This is a genomic window from Caproiciproducens faecalis, assembly GCF_019448085.1.
In the GTDB taxonomy this organism is placed as follows: Bacteria; Bacillota; Clostridia; order Oscillospirales; family Acutalibacteraceae; genus Caproiciproducens; species Caproiciproducens faecalis.
This window is the reverse complement of record NZ_JAGFNZ010000006.1, coordinates 58,841-79,422: the sequence shown is the minus strand read 5'-3', so window position 1 is coordinate 79,422 and position 20,582 is coordinate 58,841. Positions and strand designations below refer to the sequence as shown.

Here is a 20,582-nt window from a genome sequence, read left to right as displayed (position 1 = left end):
TTATTTTATATTTTTCATTACAGGAGGTATCATGAAAAACATCTTATCCATCGGAATTGGCGGCGCACTGGGAACCATGGCAAGGTGCACAGTTCAGGCGGCTTTCTTTTCGGCCCCGGACAACCGAGCATTTTTAGCTATGTTTGTCAACATCAGCGGCAGTTTTCTGCTCGGCCTGGCCTTTGCTTATTTTGCGAAAAAGACTGTCAAGCCGGAAATCAAGCTGGGAATCACCACCGGATTTTTAGGCGGATACACTTCGTTTTCCACACTCTGTAAAGAATCGATCGGCTTTTATTTGTCGGATGACCCGGTTTCTTTTATCGGCTACCTTGCCTTTTCTGTCTTTCTGGGCTTTGGTGCGGCCTGGTCCGGTATGAGAACTGCAAAGCAGTTTCTATTTTTGGAGGACGCCGAATGAGTTGGTTTTTTCTGTGCATCGGCGGCGCCTGCGGTGCGGTGACCCGCTACAAAATAGGGGAATTTCTTTTGCGCCACGCAAAGGACGGATTTCCGCTGGGCGCGCTGTGTATCAATGTCAGCGGCGCAATGCTGCTGGGGGTTATCAGCGGTCTTGATTTTACCGGCAGCCCTTACCTTTTGATGGGGGATGGTTTCTGCGGGGCTTTTACTACTTTTTCCACTTTTTCGGTGGAGAGTGTCAAGCTGCTCAAAAGCGGGAACATCAAAAAGTCCACTCTGTTTATCGGAGCATCCGTGATCTTAGGATTAACCTTGTTTTTAAGTGGATATACAGCGGGAAAATTGTTTACGGGCGCATGGTAGCGCCCGTAATTTTTGCTTTTGCGATAATGAAAATTTATTGTTGACAAATACTATGAATATAAGTATACTGTAAATACACCCCACGGGGGTGTAGTGAGGTGAGACGATGAATAAAAAATTCAATGTAACGGGCATGACCTGTTCGGCTTGCTCGGCAAATGTGGAAAAGAGTGTCAGAAAATTAAACGGTGTCAATTCCGTTAACGTCAATCTGCTTTCAAATAGTATGACGGTGGACTACGACGATACGGTGTCCAATGACGCTCAGGTTATTCACGCGGTGGAAAACGCGGGATACGGTGCTTCCGTGTATTCGCGCAAGGCAAACGCAAACGCGAAAAGCCAGCCGCAGGAGAATCCTGTTCAAAAGGAGCTGCAGTCGATGAAGACCCGTCTGATCGTTTCTTTTACCTTTTTGATTCCCCTGTTATATCTGGCCATGCATCATATGCTGAAGGAATGGATCGGTCTTCCGGTGCCGGAATTCATCAAAGCGACGTTCCACGGGCCGGAAAACGGCGTAGTGTTCGCTTTTGCACAGTTCCTGCTGCTTTTGCCGACTGCCTATGTGAACCGCAAATATTTTCAGGTTGGTTTCAAAACGCTTGCAAAACGGGCTCCCAACATGGATTCCCTGATTGCTATCGGCTCCACAGCCGCAATTGTCTATGGCATCTTTGCCATTTTCAAAATCGGTTTCGGGTTGGGACACGGCGATATGGAGATGGCGGATCATTTTCTGATGGATCTCTATTTTGAGTCGGCGGGTACCATACTGGCGCTGATTACGCTTGGGAAATATCTGGAGGCTAGGTCTAAAGGGAAAACCTCGGAAGCGATTACCAAGCTGATGGATCTGGCTCCGAAAACAGCGATGGTAATCCGTGACGGGGAAGAAATCGAAATTCCGGTGGAAGAGGTCGTCGTCGGGGATATTTTACCCGTTCGCCCGGGTCAGAGTATTCCCGTGGACGGAATCATCGTGGAGGGAAGTTCCTCTGTCGATCAGTCTGCGCTGACCGGCGAAAGCATTCCCGTAGAAAAGCATGTCGGTGACAAAGTCATTGCCGCAACCATTAATAAGACCGGATTTTTCAAGTTTGAGGCGCAGAAGGTCGGTGACGACACCACACTGGCCCAGATCATCGATTTGGTGGAGGAAGCAAGCTCCTCCAAGGCGCCGATTGCAAAGCTTGCTGATAAAATCAGCGGAATTTTCGTTCCGGTAGTCATCGTGATTGCTATTGTATCGGCGGCGGCGTGGCTGATTGCCGGTCAGTCGTTTGAGTTCGCGCTCTCCATCGGAATCGCGGTGCTCGTCATCTCCTGCCCGTGTGCTCTGGGCCTTGCGACTCCGGTTGCGATTATGGTCGGTACGGGCAAGGGCGCTTCCAACGGAATTTTGATTAAATCGGCGGAGGCGCTGGAAACGGCGCACACCGTGAATACGGTTGTTCTGGATAAAACCGGAACCATTACGGAAGGCAAGCCGAAGGTGACGGATATTCTGACCACCGGGCTTGCCGCGGAGAAGGAATTGCTTACCGTCGCCGCTTCCATTGAAAAGCCGTCGGAGCATCCGCTTGCGGACGCCATTGTGGAAAAGGCCTCTGAATTGGGGCTGGTGCTCAAAACGGTTGACCGGTTTGATTCCGTTTCGGGGCAGGGCGTTGTTGCCGTGCTGAATGGCAAGGAGTATTTTGCCGGAAACCGAGCGTTGATGGACAGTAAGCAGGTCGATATTTCGTCCCTGCGAAGTGCCTGTGATTCGCTGGCGGAAAACGGAGAAACGCCGCTGTATTTTGCGCAGGGGCAGAATCTGCTGGGCGTCATTGCCGTGGCGGATGTCGTAAAGCCGACCAGCCGTCAGGCCATTGAAGAATTTAAGGCAATGGGGATTGACGTGGTGATGCTGACGGGCGATAATAAAAGGACAGCCGAAGCGATTCGCCGCCAGCTCCACATTGACCGTGTAGTGGCGGAGGTAATGCCGCAGGACAAGGAAAGCGAAGTCCGCCGGATTCAGGAAAGCGGCAAAAAGGTCGCCATGGTCGGCGACGGTATCAACGACGCTCCCGCGCTTGCAAGAGCCGATGTGGGAATTGCGATCGGAGCGGGAACGGATATCGCGATCGAATCAGCGGACATCGTTTTGATGAAGAGTGACCTGCTGGACGCCGTGACCGCGGTGCAGCTGAGTAAGGCCGTTATCCGCAATATCAAGGAGAATCTGTTCTGGGCGTTCTTTTACAACAGTATCGGTATCCCGCTCGCGGCCGGCGTGTTTTTCTCCCTGCTGGGCTGGAAGCTGAATCCGATGTTCGGCGCGGCGGCCATGAGCCTGAGTTCTGTGTGCGTTGTTACCAATGCGCTGCGACTAAAGCTGTTTAAACCGCGCAGAATAGCAGCGGGAAAAGCACAAAGCACAGTTGAAAATACAATACAATTACAAACGGAAGGAGATCTTTCTGAAATGAAAAAAGTGATTACGATCAAAGGCATGAGCTGTGAACATTGCAAGGCCAGAGTAGAAAAAGCGCTGAACGCTGTTGAGGGCGTGGAAGCGAAGGTGGACTTGAAAAAGAACAACGCAACGGTTTCCCTGAAAACGGAAGTTTCCGACGAAACATTGAGAAACGCTGTACAGGAAGCAGGCTATGAAGTAGTTTCCGTAGAGGAAAAGAAGGGCCTGTTCAGCTGATAAATTTGCATGGGAGGACTGCTATGAAAGCAGACAAAGATAAGGTGACCCGGCTGCTGAAAACGGCGCGCGGCCAGCTCGACGGGCTTCTGAAGATGGTGGAGGAGGATCGTTACTGTATTGATATCTCCAACCAGCTGATGGCAACACAGGCAATCCTGAAAAAAGCAAACAGAGAAATTATCCATGCGCATCTCGGCTGCTGCGTCAAAGAAGCGTTTGAACAGGGAGACTCCGAGGAAAAAATAGACGAAATACTGGCTGTGATGGATAAACTTTCAAAATGATGCCGCGCAATCCGAATGAAATTCGGCGGAAAGACTGTCAAACAACTTTTAAGACACGAAAAATTGAAAACGCTCTGAATCAGCCTCAAAAGCTTGGTTCAGGGCGTTTTTTTCGTCCTATGGTTTTTAAATTAGAAAAAGGAAGAATTTTAAGGGAATATAGATATTATTGACAATTTATGAGATTTGAAATATAATATTGTTGTGTAAAAGAAACGTGGAAATATCAGTAAAGAAGTAAAATTTTATCAGTTTTGAACTGAATTTTTTGATGCTGAGGCGGTAGAAAAATGAATTTTACATCGAAACGGTCGGTCTTTCTTTCCGCAATCGCGATTCTCGTCTTTCAGGCGGCAGGCTTTTTGTTTGATTTCCAGGGATTGGGCGGCTTTCTCTATTCTGTGATCGGTAGCATTCTGATTGTTTTTGCTGTCGATTTTTTGTTTGGAGGAACGCCTGAAAAATCCCGTTCCGCTGAGCAAAAAGAAGATGGACAGGAGAATCTGGGCGAGCGGCTTTTTCAGGTTGCGGAAGCAATGGGCTTTGATTCCCAGCAGCTGATCTGGCTTTCCAAAGACAACATGAAAACCTTTGAAAAAGTAGCAAAGATTTCTTATGAGATTGAAAAACTCAGCGAACAGAACGCGGCCAGTTCGGAAGAAATCAATGCGAGCATCAACGAGCTTGCCGGAGCATGCACCAACCTGAATTCCGGAATTGTCAAAATTGAGGAGCATTCCAAAACTTCTATAGAAATGCTGAATAAGAACGAACAGACCATCCTGAGTATCGGGAGCTTTGTTCTTGACCTCACTTCGGTCATTAAAGTCGCTTCCGACAGCAATCTGGAGCTTCAGCAGTCTTCCGCAAAAATCAATGAAATTGTGGATTATATCAGAAAAATATCGAGTCAGACCAACCTTCTGGCACTGAACGCGGCCATAGAGGCTGCCCGCGCCGGGGAGGCCGGCAGGGGGTTCTCCGTTGTGGCAGGCGAAATTCGGCGTCTTGCGGTACAGACGGATGACGCAATCTCTGTCATTGAAGGCGTTGTCAGAAATATTGTCGATAAAATACAGACATCCAATACGGCCATGACCGAAATCAGCGACAAAATGAAAAATGTCGACGAAATTGTAACGGAGTCATCTCAAATCATTCAGGAAATCAACTCGATCCTGAAAGACGTTCAGCACGCGATTTCCGGCGTTACCGAGGAGTCGCTGATGCAGAAAAACACCGCGGCCGAAATTGAAAAGGCCGTTGAGAACGTGGCGGCTGCGGTGCAGGAAACCCACGACGTCTCCTGCTCCGCGATTCAGATGGTCAATGTCCAGCAGAAGAAAAACGAAACCATTCTTTCCTTCTGCAACAAAATCGGGGAAACAGCCGAAACACTGCAGCAGGACGCCAGGTTCTTTAAAAAGCAGGATGAAATTATCTTTGGCGTCAATCCCTTTGTCGAGCCGGACCGCATCCGGCAGACCTATGTACCCATCCTTGAGCGGGTTTGCGCCAGCGTGGGCCTGAAATGCCGTACCCTGATCGTCAGGAGCTACGACGCGCTCAGCGAAAGTGTGGATAAAGAAATTATTGACGTCGGATGGTTTTCGCCGTTTGCGTATGTCAGTGCGCATGAAAAGTGCGGGGCAAACGTGCTGGTCACACCGAAGGTGCAGGGCCGCTGTTCCTACAACGGCTATATTGTTGCCCGCAAGGACGGCCGGGTGCATTCCATTAACGACCTAAAGGGAAAAACCTTCGCCTATGTGGATGAAAAAAGCGCATCGGGGTATCTTTACGCGCGAGATATGATGAAGCAGAACCATATGGATCCTGATTCTATTTTTGAAAAAGTCGTCTTTGCCGGCAACCACAACAATGTTGTCAACGCTGTTCTTGCCGGGGAAGTGGACGCGGGCGCGACCTACGACGAGGTTTACAATCAGGCGCGCGCGGACGGCCTTTTCACGGATCAGCTTATTATTGTTGCCCGTACGGAGGAAATTCCTAAGGATGCCCTTGCCGCCGGTAGAAATATGCCCGCAGCGCTGATGGAAAAGCTTACCGACGCTTTTGTGAACTTCAGTGACTACAGCGGAATCGATACGACGGTGCAGGGCTTTGTCAAGAATGATGACAAAGCGTACGATATTATCAGAAGATTAAATAATTAATTTTTCTGATTTAGAAAATTTCCATCATCTTCATTAGTTTACATAATTTTCAGTATTGTCTTCTTTATGCTTTGGTGTTACGATAAGTGCAAGAAAAGTTACAAACTTGTAACAATTCAAATTGAGAAGCATGAAAAGGAGATAATACATGAAAACGAAAATACTTGCGTTAATTGCATGTGTGCTGATGTCGGGTACTGCCGGCGCGATTGTGAACAGCGGCAATACAGCGGCTGCACCGAGCCAGAGCACAACCACAAGTACCGTTTCTGTCGATTCTCAGACGGAAGCCGGCACCGTGGAAGAGACCAGTGCAGCACCGGCGGCAGACACACAGGAAACAGGCAGCGCCACCGTTGCCGATATTGTTAAATCCAATACCTCTAGTACCTGCCCGAACACCTCCGCGTCCAACGGAACCGTTGCAGGCACCAATTCCACCAATTGCAAAGTCGGCAGCAACTGTGCCAACAATCAGATCTGCAGTATTGCCAACGGCTGTTTGAACAATTCCAATTGTAAGGCGGGCACCACCTGCACAGTCAAATCCAACTGTCTGGTAAATTCCTCAAACGGCAGCAAATATCAGATTACGATTGGCGGAAAAACATACAACTGCCCCACTACGAATTCAGGCTCCGTCACGAGCTCCAATTCCAAGCCGAGTTCCAGCTCCAAACCGAGCTCCAGTTCTAAGCCAAGCTCCAGCTCCAAGCCAAGCTCCAGCTCTCAGGGCAGTACTTCCAGCGCTCCTTCCACTACGGGCGGCACCTATGCTTCCTTCCAGAACCAGGTCGTTCAGCTTGTAAATCAGGAAAGAGCCGCCAACGGTCTCAAACCCCTTTCCGTCAATAACTCTCTGGTCAAAACGGCAACCTTAAAGTCCGAGGATATGGCAAAGCTGAATTACTTTGACCATCAGTCCCCGACCTACGGTTCTCCGTTCGACATGATGAAGCAGTTCGGTATCAGCTACAGAGCTGCCGGTGAAAATATCGCAATGGGTCAGACATCCCCGCAGCAGGTTATGCAGGGCTGGATGAATTCCCCCGGACACAGAGCAAACATTCTGAATTCTTCTTTCACACAGATCGGTGTGGGTATTGCTAAAAATGCTCAGGGCCGCTATTACTGGACCCAGCAGTTTATTGGCTAAACAGACTTATTTCCTCTGAATTTATTTCAAAGAAGGCTGCCGTTTATTATGGCAGCCTTCTTTTTTGCTGCTAGGAAACGGTTTGGAAAACGCTGGAACAAGATGAGGGGCGCCGTCATAAAGTGGTTACTGGAGGCCTGGACAATGAATTTTGATGGGAATGCAGCAAGGGCCTTCAACAGGAGGAATGAGTATGAATAACTTTTTCACTTGGGAAACACTGACTACCTTTGCGGGATGCGCCGCGGCAACTGCGGTTATTACCCAATTTATTAAAACGGCTCCGATTTTAAAAAACATTGCCACACAATGGGTGTCCTACTTTATTGCGGCGATTCTGCTTTTGGGAGCAACGTATTTTACCGGGGCGCTGACATGGGCTTCCGGGGCGCTGATTCCATTTAACGCCGTTATGATTGCCCTTAGCGCAAATGGGGCATATTCCGCCGTTTTAAGGGCGAAAGGCGCCACAGACAAGAAATAGAACCAAAGGCTTATCAAAAAGGGAGGTCTGAAAAGCATTTGCTTTTCAGACCTCTTTTCAGTTCGCTTTCAGGAATTACTCCACGTTACATTACTCTGACGGGAAAGACCGCATCAACAATGCCGATGACCAAAGCACCCAGAATGGCGCCGATAATGGAAACGCTCATGCCGGGAACCAGGAACTGTGCAACATAAATAATAATCGCGGAGATAATAAATCCTTTGAATCCTTTCCCAAAAGGAGCCGCGTCCACTTTCATCATCTTTTCCACCAGATAGTCAATAACGCTGATTACTACTGCCGCAAGCAGAAATGACCATAATCCGCGGATGGAAAAGCCCGGGGTTAAAAACGATACGACGGCAAGAACCACTGCTGTAATAATCATTCTTCCAAACCAGCGCAGAAATTCCGAACCGGTTGAATGCCCGGTATCCATATGCCCCTCGTGTGTCATTTGTCTATCCCTCCTGTTCCGCACATAAAAATCATTTAGTACGGACAGATATAGTTTTGTCCGAATACCGCCGTGATATCCTTAACAGTGGCTGTCAGTTATTGTTAAGCTCATTCATCATTCTTAATCACACAATTTTGCCGCCAACATAATTATGATAATAAATAATTTTTGGCGGTGAATGAATTTGTATCTGATATCCGTATTATTATTTGCCCTTTCGGCAAATCTTGACAATTTTACAGTGGCGATTACCTTTGGAATGAGAAAAATTAAAATGAATTATTTCATTAATTTTCTGATTGCCGTTATCACGGGGGCAGGCACCTTTTTCTCTATGTGGATTGGAAAAATGATCGGCCGGTTCTTTCCTGTTTCCGTATCAAATACGCTTGGCAGTGTCATTTTGATTCTGATTGGATTATGGTTTCTCAAAGATTTCTTTAAAAAGCCAAAGGAGCCGCAGCAAAGCCGTCAGGATGAGAAAGTAAATCTCAATACCATGCTGAAAGACCCGGAAAAAGCGGATATGGACAGTTCCGGCACGATCGATGTCAGAGAATCGGCAATCCTCGCATTGGCGCTGACCATCAACAATTTCGGGATGGGCGTCGGTGCCAGCATATCGGGTCTGAACATATGCGCCACCACGGTATTTACATTTCTTATCAGCATGGTTTCCATTACTTTGGGGTACCGAGTGGGAAAAGGATTTATTCCGGAATCACTGTGCCGCTTTGTTCCGCTGATTTCGGGCGGCATCGTCATAGCGCTCGGAATTTTTGAAATGCTCATCTGACTATCCTTGTTAAACGGAATATCATTGTTCAAAAAGGCGGGCGTTTTGCTCCGCCTTTTTCCTTTGATATGCAAAGAAGCTGGAGCTGATTTTTACATATTTTTTCATTGTTTAAGCATAATAGAAACAACTGTTTCACGCGGAGGATCCTATATGTTTCATTTTATTTCCAGACATAAAAAAGAAATGGTGACCGATCAGGTTGAACACCTGAATCAGCAGCTGGACAACAATCCGCTGAGCCGGTCCCTGCAAAAAAATGTTGATACCATCCGCAGTCTTTTTACGGATGTAGACATCTTGGTCGTTCGGTATATTCAAAACAGACAGGACAGCAGTCTGCGGTACTGCATTGCCTATTGTGACGGTGTGGTCAGTGGGGAGATCATCAATGAAAATATCATCAAGCCGTTGATTTTATCCGGCGAAAGCGCAGCAGATATGAAATCAGGCGCGCATCTGCTCGACAATCTGGTAGAAAAAGTTCTTCTAATCAGTGAGGTCAAAAAGACAAAGGATATCAAAGAAATTGTCGAATCGATTACCTATGGGGATACGATTCTGTTTATTGACGGTGTTGAGGAAGCGCTTATTCTCAATTCAAAAGGATTTGGAACCCGGGCGATGGAGGAGCCGGAGAATGAGAAAATTCTTTCCGGCCCGAGAGAGGGATTCAATGAAGTCCTGATGCAGAATCTTTCCCTGGTTCGCCGGAAAGTACGCACCAATGAACTGAAAATGAAATTTAAAACGTTTGGAAAGATGACCAGAACCAAGGCCTGCATTTGCTATATTGATAAAATCGTCAACAAGAATCTTTTAAAAGAGCTTTACCGCCGTCTGGATTCCATTGATATCGACGCGGTTCTGGACAGTAACTATCTTACCGAAATGATAAAGGATTCCCCGTGGTCACCTTTTCGCACAACGGGGTATACAGAACGGCCGGATGTCGTTGTGGGAAAGCTGCTGGAGGGAAGAATTGCCATTTTTCTGGACGGTACCCCGGTAGTCATGACCGTTCCCTATCTTTTTATTGAAAATTTTCAGAGCAACGAGGATTATTACCTGAGCTTTTTCTATACTTCGATGTCTCGTTTTCTCCGTATCGTGGGATTTTTACTGACGATCGGCGTTCCGGGATTCTATGTCGCACTCGTGGCGTTTCAGCAGCAAATGCTGCCGACTCAGCTGTTAATCAGTATTGCCGGCGCAAGAAAAAGCGTACCTTTGCCTGCTGCTGCAGAAGCGTTTATCATGCTTCTTGTTTTTGATATTTTGCGCGAAACCGGTATTCGTATGCCTACCAATATTGGACAGCCGCTCAGTATTGTCGGCGCGCTTGTGATCGGACAGGCCGCAGTGGACGCAAAACTGGTCGCCGCGCCAATGATTATTGTGGTTGCTCTGACAGGGATTACCAGCTTGCTGGTTCCTAAAATGAATGCGCCGGTGATTTATTTGCGTGTCTTTCTGCTAATCCTGTCATCGAGTTTTGGGTTGTATGGCTTTGTTATAGGGCTGTCCGGTGTTTTCATTCATATTCTTAATCTGCATTCTTTGGGAATTCCACAGATGTCGCTGAGCGGAGCCCTTCAGTATCAGGATATTAAAGATACCTTTATCCGAGCGCCATGGTGGGATATGATTACGCGTACAAAATCCATGACAGACAATAGAATCCGCTTGAAGAGCAATCGCGGAGGAAACCATGAATAAAAAAATTGTCTGCCTGTTGCTCAGTCTGATTCTTCTGCTTTCGCAGACGGGCTGCTGGAGCTATCGCGGGCTCAATGAGATTACCATTATTGCGGGCATTGGGATCGACCTGGACCCTAAAACCAAAGACTATCTTGTCAGCTGTGAAATCATCGATCTGACGTCTACCGGAAAAGAATCGGGAACCAAAGCCAAATTGGTGGAATCAAGAGGAAAAACGGTGATGGACGCGGTCAGAAATGCTAAAAAAAGATTGCTTAACAAGCTGTACTGGGGTAATAACGAGGTTTTGATTTTTGGAAATGAACTTGCCAAAAGCGGTGATATCGGCAACGTAATCAATTGGTTTCTTACCGACGCGGAGTGCAGGGAAACCGTGTGCCTGGTTGTATCGCAGGAAAAGACAGCGAAAGATCTGCTCAGTATCTATGGACTGGATAATTCCGTAGTTGCTTTTGAAATAAAAAAAATAATAGCTGACGATGAGAATGTCGTTGGAACAATGGAAAACGTTCAGCTTTTCCAGGCGTTCAGTATTTTAAACAGCCCCGGGCGCTCCCTTGCCCTTCCCGCATTTCGCGATGTAAAAAACGATGAAGATATCGTGGCGGAATCAAACGGAGAAGCGGTTTTCAAAGGGGATAAGCTGGTTGGGTATCTGCCTCCGGAAGAGAGTAAATATTATCTGTTTGCGGTGGATGAGATCCACGGCGGGATACTGACCACGTCATCGACAGACGAAGACCAAACGGATGTGTCTCTTGAAATTTCAAAAAGTAAAACCAAAAACTCCTATTCTTACGAAAACGGACAATTGAAGTTTACGATAAAAATTGAAACGGAAGTTGCTGTGGATGAAATGAAGCCCGGTGTGGATTTACTGGACGAAGATACGCTGGAAAAAATAGAGCAAAGAGAACAAAAAATGATTGAAGAGCGAACCGAAAGTGTAATAAAGAAAGTGCAGACGCAGTATAACTCGGATATTTTTGGATTTGGAAACATGATCTACAAGTCGGATGTGAAGCTGTGGCAGCAGCTGGAACCGGAGTGGGACAAAATCTTTCCAACGATACAGGTAAAGGTGGAGTCAAAGGTAAATATCGTGAATACCTCCTTCCTGAAACACAGCTGAAAGCGGGTGTGCCGTTTATGACAATTATCCTAATCACTTTATATTTGGCAGTTATTTTCTTTGATTTTATCCCGCTTACAAAAAAAGGCGATAAAAAAACGAACTGGGTTTATTCTGTGTTTCTGGCGGCCAGTTTTCTCGTGCTGATTCTTTCTATATTTGATATTGTGATCCCGGGACCCTCGGGTGCGATCAAGCAGCTCGTGGGATTTTTTACAAGCAGTAGCTGACGTGCGGCAAAAATCAGGGAAAGGAGCAGATTCGTATGGAAAAAGAATACTTCACATTGCGCCAGATTGTATGCATGATTATCCTTTTCATCTGCGGGAGCAGTGTCGTGCTGGGCGGATCTTCGGAAGCGGGTCAGGACTCCTGGATCTGTCTGATTATGTCTCAGATTTTTGCGATTCCCATGGTGATGATTTACGCAAGAATCGTTCAAATATATCCTGAAAAAAATATTTTTCAAGTATTGGAAATTTTGTTTGGTAAATTTGCTGGGAAAATACTGACCGCACTGTTTACCTGGTATTCCCTTCATCTGGCGGCACTGGTTTTGAGGAATTTTTCAGAGTTTATAGCAATTACGTCAATACCGGAAACGCCTCAATTGGCCCTGATGATCGTCATGGGGCTTGTTTGTGTCCATATGGCGAAGAGCGGAATTGAAGTTTTTGTAAAATGGTCATTGGTTAATTTGGCGGCTCTCCTTCTGCTCATGTTTCTTACCATTTTCCTTTTATTTAACCGCATAGATGTTACAAATTTTCTGCCGATTATGGAACACGACACCAAAACTCTTTTTGCGGGTTCTTACTCACTTTTTGCTTTTCCGTTTGCGGAGACAGTGCTGTTTTTGGGGATTACGGATCATATTCGAAAAGAGGACAAGCCCCTTAAAGTTTTTCTTTTGGGAGAAGGATTGGGTGCTCTGATCGTGCTGGTTGTTATGCTGAGAAATATCTCTGTGCTTGGAGCCGCGATGCTGAAAACGGAGAATTTTCCATCCTATTCCGCGGCCAGAATCATCAATGTCAGCGAATTTCTTGCCAGAGTGGAAGGAGTTATTTCAACGAATTTTATTTTGGGAGGAATCACAAAAATTTCCTTATGTCTGATAACGGCATGTAAAGGGACGGCAAGCTTATTTAATATCAAAGACTATAAAACAATTGTGATGCCCGTTGCGCTTTGCTCAATCGCATTGAGCCTTATTATTTTCAGCAATACCATGCAGATGTTTAATTTTCTGAATGTCTATAAGATTTACGCCATTCCCTTTCAGATATTGATTCCGGCATTGATTTGGGTCTGGAGTGAATTCAAGGCGCATTTTAAAGAGAAGAAGGCTGACAAGCCGGCTTAAGCATTCGTGCGGCCGGCTCTTGTTGATTTATTCAACAGGCGAAAAATACAATGTCATCTTTTCCCTGCGGAAAAATTTTTTTAAAAAGTGCAAATTTTATTGTATGTCTCATTTCTTGAAAGCGATTTCATATTCACAACAAAAATACAGCTATTTTTATAGAAAATTGAGACTGATTCCTATTATTTCCTTTCTTGAAAATGTCTCATGAAACATAATAGTAGGACTTTTTCACTAATACAGAGGGATTATTTCTATATTCCCTCATATTGACTTATTCAAATTGCTTGTTATAATATTGTCGAGATATGTTTTATATATATTATGATTTTTGTCAGGATTCCCTGTAAATTATTCTTTGTTTTGAAAGAGGATTGCTATGGAGAAAAAAATTGTTATTATCGGCGCGGGTTACTCAGGACTGCTGACCGCGAAAAAACTGGCCAAGCGGCTGAAAAAACACGAGGATGTCAGCGTTACCATCATAGATAAAAACCCGTTTCACACTATGCTCACTGAGCTGCATGAAGTTGCCGCCGGCCGTGTGGATGAGGACAGTGTCAAAATCAGCCTCAGCAGGGTGTTTGCCGGAAGAAAGGTAAACGTCAAGCTTGATACGGTTCAGTCCATTGATTTTGACCAGAAATTGGTTACCGGAATCAGCGAAAACTACAGCTATGACTATCTAGTGCTGGCTGCCGGTTCCAAGCCCACTTTTTTCGGCACCAAGGGAGCAGAGGAGTACGCACACACTCTTTGGTCGTACGATGACGCTGTTCGTCTGAAGGATCATATTCATGATTGCTTCAGAAAAGCCGCCCGTGAGACCAATCCTGAGGAAAAGAAGAAGCTCCTTACATTCTATGTGGTAGGCGCCGGCTTTACAGGAATTGAAATGGTGGGTGAGCTTGCCGAATATGTGCCGATCCTCTGCGATAAGTACGAAATCGACCGCTCTCTGGTTACCATTTTCGACGTGGACGTTCTGCCGCGCATTGTTCCGATTTTACCTGACAAACTTTCCAATAAAATAGAAAGACGCCTGAACAAAATGGGTGTCGGTCTTAAACTGAACTCCGGCGTTGTCAATATCGGCGAAGACTTTATCGAAATTAAAAACGGCGAAACGGTGACCCATGAGACCGCCGGGACCGTCATCTGGACCGCGGGTATTGAAAGCGCTGAAATTGCAGGCGAAGCCGCAAAGGTGCTCCAGTCCGCGCGCCGCGGAAGAATTCAGACCGACGCTTACCTTCGTTCTGTAGACAATCAGAATGTCTATGTCGTCGGCGACGATATTCTCTACACTCCGGAAGGCGAAAAGATGCCGGTTCCGCAGCTGGTTGAAAACTGTGAGCAAAGCTCCGATGTCGCCGCGAAAAATATTATCGTTGCCCTTACCGGCACGGGCGAAATGGAAGAGTACAAACCGAAATTCCACGGCGTTATGGTTTGTGTGGGCGGCCGTTACGGTGTTGCCCATGTCGGACTGCCGAACCACATGTTCAGCCTTCCGTCCTTCCTCGCTATGTTTGCAAAGCATTTTATCAATATCATTTATTTCATTCAGGTGCTTGGCTGGAACAAGATTTTCAGCTATATGAAGCATGAATTCTTCACCGTGCGCCACGACAGAAGCTTTGTCGGCGGCCATTTCTCCAATAAAACCCCGAGTTTTCTGCTGGTCGCCCTCAGAATCTGGCTGGGCGCGGTCTGGCTGTATGAAGGCATCATGAAAATCGTGGAAGGCTGGTTTAATTCTCCGCAGCTGACCGGTTTCTTCGGCGGCGCAAACGCCTGGTACAACACCATCCTGAACGGTGCTGCCGCCGGCGGCGCTACACCGGACGCAACCAGCAGCGCAACCACCACCGCGGCTGCCGGTGCGGCAAATGTGGTTAACGCGGTGGCCGGAGCGGCTTCTCTGGCCGTAGACGCCATTTCATCCGCCACAACAGGCGCTGCCGATGCGGCAGGGGCTGCTGTGACCGCGGTTGGGCGTGTTTTGATGAATTTCAGCTTTCTCGGCTGGTTCCAGGTAATTTTTGTAAGCGGAAAAGATCTTGCCAAATCCACTTTAAACGACTTGGCGTTTAAGCTTGACGTGCCGGTGATGAACTGGTTTGTCAATACCTTCATTCTTCCGAATGAAAAAGTACAGCTCTTTATGCAGATCTTTATCGTTATTGCGGAAATCCTGATCGGTCTGTCTCTGATCGGCGGCCTGTTCACCACACTGTCCTCCGGATTCTCGCTGGTTCTGCAGATTATGTTCGTATGCACCACCGGTTTGTACCTGAACACCTTCTGGATGATTTTTGCCGCGATCGCTGTACTGATCGGCGGCGGCAGAGTCTTTGGCCTGGACTATTATGCAATGCCGTATCTGAAGAAACACTGGAAAAACGTTAAATTTGTAAGGAAGCTATATATTTACAATGATTAATGAACTTGCTACAGAGAATGCCGCGGTTGAGTTCCTCACTTATGACGACGCGGTGGAATGTGTAAAACAGGAGGTGGGCAGATTACTGTCTGCCTCTCCTAAACCCATCCGCAATTATACTCAGCACCTGACTCATTCCTGGGGTAAGTTCCTTCGTTCTCACGCTTTGCTTGCCTGTGCCGAAAACAGGGAAGGGCAGATCCATCCAAACGCAGTCAAGTTTGCGTCTGCGATTGAAATTCTGCATCTTGCCACTCTGGTTCACGACGACGTGATTGACAATGCCGATCTCCGCAGGGGCTTTGTCACTCTCCAGAAAAAATTCGGAAAACGTACGGCTGTTATCTGCGGGGACTATCTGTTCTGTCTGGCTCTGGAGCAGGCTTCTTCCATATCGAACAAAAGGGATTATGTGGATTTCAATATTCCCGATTACATGACCAGAATTTGTCTTGGAGAATTAAGACAGAATCAGAATAATTACAATCTGGATCTTTCCGTTGCAAGTTATCTCAGAATTATCTCCGGGAAAACTGCGGCTCTTTTCGAGGCTTCCTTTTACGCCGGGGCAATCCTCTGCGAAGAGGAAAAGGATTCGGTGGAGAAATATATGCGTCTCGGTCACCTGATCGGCATGATCTTTCAGCTTACCGACGACTGCATTGATTTTGAGGCGCCGCTTCAGCTGGCTAAAAAGCCGGTTCAGTCGGATTACGAGCAGGGGGTTATCACCCTTCCTCTGATTTATGCGCTGCAGAATCTTACCGCATTCAAGCAAAAGGCGAGGGAAGAGAAAGTCTCCAGAGAGGAAATCAACTCCGCTGTCACACAAACCGGCGGCCTGGATTACACGAAAGCGGTTTCTAAAAAATATTACGACAAAGCCTTTAAAATTATCCGGGAGCTCAGCGCTTCCGACAGTAAGAAAGAAAGGCTGATGTTCATTCTGAATAAAGCTCACCGCGGGTTATAAAAGCAATGCTGAAAAGATTTTTGAATTTTGTGGAACTGCGGACGAAAATAACCAGTGTCTTTGCTTTTCTGACGGCGCTTGCGTATCTTTTTTACAGAAAGCAGCCGGTCAACTGGAAACTGACTCTGCTCTTTTTCGGTGCCATGCTCCTGTTTGATTTGACCGCTACGGCAATCAACAACTATGAAGGTGCCAAGTCGGCGGGGGAAACACTGCCGTTTCGCCGTTCAACGGCGAAAGCGATGATTTACCTGCTTTTCGCAGTCAGTACCGCTCTGGGGCTGACGCTGGCTTTCCTGACTGACGCGGCGGTGCTGCTTTTCGGCGGACTGTGCTTTCTGTTCGGTCTGCTCTATTCCTGGGGCCCGCTTCCGCTGTCACATCAGCCGCTTGGGGAGCTCTTTTCCGGCGTGTTCTACGGTTTATTCATCCCTTTTCTTCTGCTTTACATCAATATGCCCGCGGGGACATTCTTTACATTTGCGTTTGATTTTCAAACGATTCATCTGGATGTAAATCTTTTTCCGGTTGTTTCTCTCGTGCTGCTGTCGGTTCTGCCGGCCTGTGCGACCGCGAACATCATGCTCGCTAACAATCTCTGCGATCTGGAAAAGGATATTCAGGTGAAAAGATATACCCTTCCATATTACCTTGGCAAAAACGCTTTGCCCGTATTTGCCGGGCTGTACTACCTTTCGTATCTCTCGGTTATCCTGATGGTCCTTTTGAAAATTCTGCCTTCTGTCTGTCTGTTAACCCTGCTGACGATTGTACCCATCAGAAATCATATTGACCGGTTTAGAAAGAAACAGCGAAAAGAAGAAACGTTTGTCCTTTCGGTTCAGAATTATGTTATACTTGTGGGTACCAACAGCCTGCTGATATTTGTCGGCGGTTTTTTAAGCTAAAGGCGGAAATATAAATGAAATTTGTCAAAAAAACCGATCTTATTATTCTTGCCGTTGCGGTCGTCCTTTGTGTGGCCGCGTGGTTTACCTACCAGACCATTGCCGGAAAGAAAGCGGCGAAAGCCGAAATCTTTTACAAATCAGAACTGGTGGAAACGGTTGATCTGACGGCGGGAGTGGATAAGCACTTTTCAATTGAGCAAAATAGAAATGTGGTTTTTCACGTTTTTAAGGACGGTAGCATCTGCTTTGAGGAATCCAATTGCCCCGATAAAATCTGCATACATGCGGGCAGGCTTCACACCATCGGTGAAAGCGCCGCTTGTCTGCCGAACGGTATCGTGATGAAAATAGTGGCGAAGGATCAGCGCAGTTCCGACGATCTGGATGCCGTGATTGGATGAGGAAACAGAATGGCTGAAGAAAAAAACCTGACAAAACGTGAAATCAACTCTCTGCGGATTAAGCGGATGGTTCTGACGGGCCTTCTGTTTGCGGTGGTTCTTGTCCTGTCTGTGGTAGAGAACCAGCTGCAGATTCCCGTGCCCGTTCCCGGCGTGAAGCTTGGGCTGTCAAACATCGTGGTGATGTATTCCCTTTTCTTTGTTGAAAAAAGGGAGGCGCTGCTTCTGGCGGTGCTGAAATCGCTCTTTGTCTTTCTGACCAGGGGCGCAGTCGCGGCACTGCTGAGTTTTTGCGGCGGACTGCTTTCCGTGCTGGGCATGGTCCTGTTTCTGTTTCTCTTCAAGGAAAGAATCTCTTATCTGATGATTAGTATCTTGGGCGCAGTCTTTCACAATATCGGGCAGATGGCTGCAGTTTCCGTTTTATATACCAATATGTTTTTGTGGGCCTATGCCCCGGTACTGCTGATTTCCGGCATTATTGCGGGCGCAGCGACATCAACATTACTCAAGGTTACTCTGCCGGCACTAAAAAAGGTCGGCTTAAGTAAATAAATAAAAATTTTGGAGGAAAATATGAAAAAAGCATTAGCAGTATTCTTAGCCGCAGCACTCACCGCAGTCAGCTTTGCGGGATGCGGCTCATCTACCACTGCCAGTTCCGCCGCACCGGCCTCTCAGGCAGCAAGCTCAAAGGCAGCTGAATCTGCCGCAGCAACCGGTACATTGAAAACAGGTCTGGCTGTCATTACCTCTATCGCGAAGTCCACAGATGTAAAAGACGGAAAAGGCCTTGCAGAGGCAGATTCCACCGTCGTCGCCGTTGCGGTTGACAAGGACGGCAAAATCGTAAAGTGCCTCATCGACGCAGTACAGAGCAAAGTAAACTTCTCCGACGCAGGCAAAATTACGACTCCGCTTGACACCGTTGTGAAGTCCAAGCAGGAACTCGGCGCAGAGTACGGTTTGGGCAAAGCCTCCGGCATCAAGAAGGAATGGAACGAGCAGGCTGACGCTTTCGCAAGCTATGTAGTCGGCAAAACCGCAGACGAAGTCAAGGGCATTGCCGTTGACGCGGAAGGCAAAGCAACCGATAAGGAACTGACCGCTTCCGTTACTATCCATGTAGGCGATTTCATTGCCGGCGTTGAGAAGGCAGTTGCCAACGCAGCTGACAACGGTGCAAAAGCAGACGACAAACTGGGCCTCGGTATCCAGACCAGCATTTCCGGCTCCAAAGATGCCGGTGACAAGGACGGCCTTGCACAGGCTTATTCCTACTACACCGTTACCACAACCGGCGCTGACGGCAAAATCACCAGCTGCATCATCGACGCTTCTCAGACCAACGTAAACTTCTCCAAAGCGGGCAAGATTACGTCTGACCTGAAAGCAGAGCAGAAGACAAAGAACGAGCTGGGCGATGCTTACGGCATGAAGAAGGCTTCCAAGATCGGCAAAGAGTGGAACGAAGAGGCTGCATCTTTTGCTAAGTATGTAGTTGGCAAAACTCTGGACGAAGTCAAGGGCATTGCTGTTGACTCTGAAGGCAAAGCAACCGATAAGGAACTGACTGCTTCCGTTACCGTACATGTCGGCGACTTTATCAAGATCATTGATGAGGCTGTTTCCAGCGCGAAATAATCGGAACTTCAATTGACAAAGTGATTCGTGAGAGGTAGATTCATTTCTACCTCTCCATTTTTTGAGGTGGAAAACTGGTGAAAAGACTGATTTCTGCGATTCTTGCCGTTGCGCTGATGCTTCAGCTCCCGGCCTGCAATACCAGCAAGAAAACACGCTATGAAGCTCAATTCTTACAGCTTTTTGACACAATGACGCAAATTGTGGCTTATACGGAAACCAAAGAAGAGTTTACAAACCTTTCCAATTTGATTTATAATAACTTAAAGGTTTACCATGAGCTTTACGATATCTATAACGACTACCCTGGCATCAACAACATTAAGACGATTAATGACAATGCGGGGAAAAAGCCTGTCAAAGTAGATAAGAAAATTATTGATATGCTTCTTCTGGGCAAAAAGGAGAGCGCCAGCGACAGCGCCGCTTTCAATATTGCGCTTGGTTCGGTGCTGAAAATTTGGCATCAATACAGGGAAGCGGGGATAGACGATCCGGAAAACGCTGCGCTGCCCCCGATGGCCGACTTGAAAGAGGCCATGACGCACACAGATATCAATAAGGTCATCATCGATGAAAAAGCCTCCACGGTGTACCTTGAGGACCCGAAAATGAGCCTGGATGTCGGCGGAATCGCTAAGGGCTACGCCACGGAGCAGGTCGCCAAAATCGCAATGGAACACGGCTACAAATCCGCGCTCCTCAGCGTGGGCGGCAATGTGCGGGCCATTGGCAGCAAGGGCGTCAATAATGAGAAATGGAATGTGGGAATTCAGAATCCGGATAAGGGAAGCGACAAAAAATCCCTCTGTACGATCAACATTCAGGATGAATCTGTTGTGACCAGCGGGATTTATGAGCGGTATTATACCGTGGACGGAAAGACCTACCACCATATCATTGATCCGAAAACGCTGATGCCGTCAACTTATTTTAAAGCTGTTACCATTATCACCCCCGATTCCGGTATGGCGGACATCTATTGCAAGCTGATTTTCAACGTGCCGTATGAGCAGGGGCTGGCCTATCTCAGAACCCTTCCGAATACAGAGGCGCTATGGGTTTTTCCGGACGGTGAGATCAAATACAGTGACCATTTCCAGGAAAAATATATTAAAAATTAAATTCACGGATTCA

General features: G+C 47.1%; 20 protein-coding genes. 19 read left to right on the top strand and 1 reads right to left on the bottom strand.

Annotated features, from left to right (window positions below; translation table 11 throughout):
* Nucleotides 1-31 precede the first annotated feature (31 nt).
* The 7 genes from J5W02_RS13625 (at nucleotide 32) to J5W02_RS13595 (ending at nucleotide 7,591) form a co-directional block, all read left to right on the top strand.
* Nucleotides 32-421, top strand: a complete 390-nt coding sequence (locus J5W02_RS13625) for a fluoride efflux transporter FluC (RefSeq protein WP_219966254.1) — start codon at nucleotides 32-34, stop codon at nucleotides 419-421.
* Entirely contained in the window at nucleotides 418-786 is a 369-nt protein-coding gene (gene crcB, locus J5W02_RS13620) for a fluoride efflux transporter CrcB (RefSeq protein ID WP_219966253.1), read from the top strand. The genes J5W02_RS13625 and crcB overlap by 4 nt, the downstream gene beginning before the upstream one ends.
* 106 nt (nucleotides 787-892) lie before the next feature.
* Entirely contained in the window at nucleotides 893-3,487 is a 2,595-nt protein-coding gene (locus J5W02_RS13615; RefSeq protein ID WP_219966252.1) for a heavy metal translocating P-type ATPase, read from the top strand.
* 23 nt (nucleotides 3,488-3,510) lie between these two features.
* Nucleotides 3,511-3,774: a metal-sensing transcriptional repressor gene (locus J5W02_RS13610; RefSeq protein ID WP_219966251.1), complete on the top strand. Its 264-nt coding sequence runs from the start codon at nucleotides 3,511-3,513 to the stop codon at nucleotides 3,772-3,774.
* Between the two features lie 290 nt (nucleotides 3,775-4,064).
* On the top strand, nucleotides 4,065-5,951 hold the full coding sequence (gene phnD / locus J5W02_RS13605) for a phosphate/phosphite/phosphonate ABC transporter substrate-binding protein (protein WP_219966250.1): 1,887 nt from the start codon (nucleotides 4,065-4,067) through the stop codon (nucleotides 5,949-5,951).
* A 148-nt stretch (nucleotides 5,952-6,099) separates the two neighbouring features.
* Nucleotides 6,100-7,107 carry a CAP domain-containing protein gene (locus tag J5W02_RS13600; RefSeq protein ID WP_255575772.1) on the top strand — a complete coding sequence of 336 codons (1,008 nt, stop codon included), beginning with the start codon at nucleotides 6,100-6,102 and terminating at the stop codon, nucleotides 7,105-7,107.
* Nucleotides 7,108-7,300: 193 nt separating this feature from the next.
* Nucleotides 7,301-7,591 (top strand): hypothetical protein, encoded by a 291-nt coding sequence (locus J5W02_RS13595; protein ID WP_219966249.1) that lies wholly within the window; start codon nucleotides 7,301-7,303, stop codon nucleotides 7,589-7,591.
* 85 nt (nucleotides 7,592-7,676) lie between these two features.
* Here J5W02_RS13595 and J5W02_RS13590 read toward each other — a convergent pair whose 3' ends face one another.
* Nucleotides 7,677-8,051, bottom strand: coding sequence for a phage holin family protein (locus tag J5W02_RS13590; RefSeq protein WP_255575771.1), 375 nt, complete (start codon nucleotides 8,049-8,051; stop codon nucleotides 7,677-7,679).
* Nucleotides 8,052-8,232: 181 nt separating this feature from the next.
* Here J5W02_RS13590 and ytaF point away from each other — a divergent pair, with 181 nt between their 5' ends.
* The 12 genes from ytaF (at nucleotide 8,233) to J5W02_RS13530 (ending at nucleotide 20,569) form a co-directional block, all read left to right on the top strand.
* On the top strand, nucleotides 8,233-8,850 hold the full coding sequence (gene ytaF, locus J5W02_RS13585) for a sporulation membrane protein YtaF (protein ID WP_255575770.1): 618 nt from the start codon (nucleotides 8,233-8,235) through the stop codon (nucleotides 8,848-8,850).
* A gap of 153 nt (nucleotides 8,851-9,003) precedes the next feature.
* A complete protein-coding gene (locus J5W02_RS13580; RefSeq protein ID WP_219966247.1) occupies nucleotides 9,004-10,569 on the top strand; it encodes a spore germination protein in 1,566 nt (521 codons plus the stop codon).
* Nucleotides 10,562-11,704, top strand: a complete 1,143-nt coding sequence (locus J5W02_RS13575) for a Ger(x)C family spore germination protein (RefSeq protein ID WP_219966246.1) — start codon at nucleotides 10,562-10,564, stop codon at nucleotides 11,702-11,704. The genes J5W02_RS13580 and J5W02_RS13575 overlap by 8 nt, the downstream gene beginning before the upstream one ends.
* Complete coding sequence (locus J5W02_RS13570) at nucleotides 11,599-11,934, top strand: hypothetical protein (protein ID WP_219966346.1); 336 nt, start codon at nucleotides 11,599-11,601, stop codon at nucleotides 11,932-11,934. Before J5W02_RS13575 ends, J5W02_RS13570 begins: the two co-directional genes overlap by 106 nt.
* Nucleotides 11,935-11,969: 35 nt before the next feature.
* Nucleotides 11,970-13,070: a GerAB/ArcD/ProY family transporter gene (locus J5W02_RS13565; RefSeq protein ID WP_219966245.1), complete on the top strand. Its 1,101-nt coding sequence runs from the start codon at nucleotides 11,970-11,972 to the stop codon at nucleotides 13,068-13,070.
* Between the two features lie 379 nt (nucleotides 13,071-13,449).
* A complete protein-coding gene (locus J5W02_RS13560; RefSeq protein ID WP_219966244.1) occupies nucleotides 13,450-15,516 on the top strand; it encodes an NAD(P)/FAD-dependent oxidoreductase in 2,067 nt (688 codons plus the stop codon).
* Nucleotides 15,509-16,489, top strand: a complete 981-nt coding sequence (locus J5W02_RS13555; RefSeq protein ID WP_219966243.1) for a polyprenyl synthetase family protein — start codon at nucleotides 15,509-15,511, stop codon at nucleotides 16,487-16,489. The genes J5W02_RS13560 and J5W02_RS13555 overlap by 8 nt, the downstream gene beginning before the upstream one ends.
* A 5-nt stretch (nucleotides 16,490-16,494) precedes the next feature.
* Nucleotides 16,495-17,397 (top strand): UbiA family prenyltransferase, encoded by a 903-nt coding sequence (locus tag J5W02_RS13550; protein ID WP_219966242.1) that lies wholly within the window; start codon nucleotides 16,495-16,497, stop codon nucleotides 17,395-17,397.
* A 14-nt stretch (nucleotides 17,398-17,411) separates the two neighbouring features.
* Nucleotides 17,412-17,801, top strand: a complete 390-nt coding sequence (locus J5W02_RS13545; protein WP_219966241.1) for a NusG domain II-containing protein — start codon at nucleotides 17,412-17,414, stop codon at nucleotides 17,799-17,801.
* A 9-nt stretch (nucleotides 17,802-17,810) separates the two neighbouring features.
* Nucleotides 17,811-18,356, top strand: coding sequence for a Gx transporter family protein (locus J5W02_RS13540; RefSeq protein ID WP_219966240.1), 546 nt, complete (start codon nucleotides 17,811-17,813; stop codon nucleotides 18,354-18,356).
* Nucleotides 18,357-18,377: 21 nt separating this feature from the next.
* Nucleotides 18,378-19,445 carry a hypothetical protein gene (locus J5W02_RS13535; RefSeq protein WP_219966239.1) on the top strand — a complete coding sequence of 356 codons (1,068 nt, stop codon included), beginning with the start codon at nucleotides 18,378-18,380 and terminating at the stop codon, nucleotides 19,443-19,445.
* Between the two features lie 77 nt (nucleotides 19,446-19,522).
* Nucleotides 19,523-20,569 carry an FAD:protein FMN transferase gene (locus J5W02_RS13530; protein ID WP_330659763.1) on the top strand — a complete coding sequence of 349 codons (1,047 nt, stop codon included), beginning with the start codon at nucleotides 19,523-19,525 and terminating at the stop codon, nucleotides 20,567-20,569.
* The last annotated feature ends 13 nt before the right edge of the window (nucleotides 20,570-20,582 follow it).

Bases quoted from the DNA above. Each gene is read 5' to 3' on its own strand.
- J5W02_RS13625 (WP_219966254.1), top strand. From the start codon at position 32: ATGAAAAACATCTTATCCATCGGAATTGGCGGCGCACTGGGAACCATG.
- crcB (WP_219966253.1), top strand. From the start codon at position 418: ATGAGTTGGTTTTTTCTGTGCATCGGCGGCGCCTGCGGTGCGGTGACC.
- J5W02_RS13615 (WP_219966252.1), top strand. From the start codon at position 893: ATGAATAAAAAATTCAATGTAACGGGCATGACCTGTTCGGCTTGCTCG.
- J5W02_RS13610 (WP_219966251.1), top strand. From the start codon at position 3,511: ATGAAAGCAGACAAAGATAAGGTGACCCGGCTGCTGAAAACGGCGCGC.
- phnD (WP_219966250.1), top strand. From the start codon at position 4,065: ATGAATTTTACATCGAAACGGTCGGTCTTTCTTTCCGCAATCGCGATT.
- J5W02_RS13600 (WP_255575772.1), top strand. From the start codon at position 6,100: ATGAAAACGAAAATACTTGCGTTAATTGCATGTGTGCTGATGTCGGGT.
- J5W02_RS13595 (WP_219966249.1), top strand. From the start codon at position 7,301: ATGAATAACTTTTTCACTTGGGAAACACTGACTACCTTTGCGGGATGC.
- J5W02_RS13590 (WP_255575771.1), bottom strand. From the start codon at position 8,051: ATGACACACGAGGGGCATATGGATACCGGGCATTCAACCGGTTCGGAA.
- ytaF (WP_255575770.1), top strand. From the start codon at position 8,233: ATGAATTTGTATCTGATATCCGTATTATTATTTGCCCTTTCGGCAAAT.
- J5W02_RS13580 (WP_219966247.1), top strand. From the start codon at position 9,004: ATGTTTCATTTTATTTCCAGACATAAAAAAGAAATGGTGACCGATCAG.
- J5W02_RS13575 (WP_219966246.1), top strand. From the start codon at position 10,562: ATGAATAAAAAAATTGTCTGCCTGTTGCTCAGTCTGATTCTTCTGCTT.
- J5W02_RS13565 (WP_219966245.1), top strand. From the start codon at position 11,970: ATGGAAAAAGAATACTTCACATTGCGCCAGATTGTATGCATGATTATC.
- J5W02_RS13560 (WP_219966244.1), top strand. From the start codon at position 13,450: ATGGAGAAAAAAATTGTTATTATCGGCGCGGGTTACTCAGGACTGCTG.
- J5W02_RS13555 (WP_219966243.1), top strand. From the start codon at position 15,509: ATGATTAATGAACTTGCTACAGAGAATGCCGCGGTTGAGTTCCTCACT.
- J5W02_RS13550 (WP_219966242.1), top strand. From the start codon at position 16,495: ATGCTGAAAAGATTTTTGAATTTTGTGGAACTGCGGACGAAAATAACC.
- J5W02_RS13545 (WP_219966241.1), top strand. From the start codon at position 17,412: ATGAAATTTGTCAAAAAAACCGATCTTATTATTCTTGCCGTTGCGGTC.
- J5W02_RS13540 (WP_219966240.1), top strand. From the start codon at position 17,811: ATGGCTGAAGAAAAAAACCTGACAAAACGTGAAATCAACTCTCTGCGG.
- J5W02_RS13535 (WP_219966239.1), top strand. From the start codon at position 18,378: ATGAAAAAAGCATTAGCAGTATTCTTAGCCGCAGCACTCACCGCAGTC.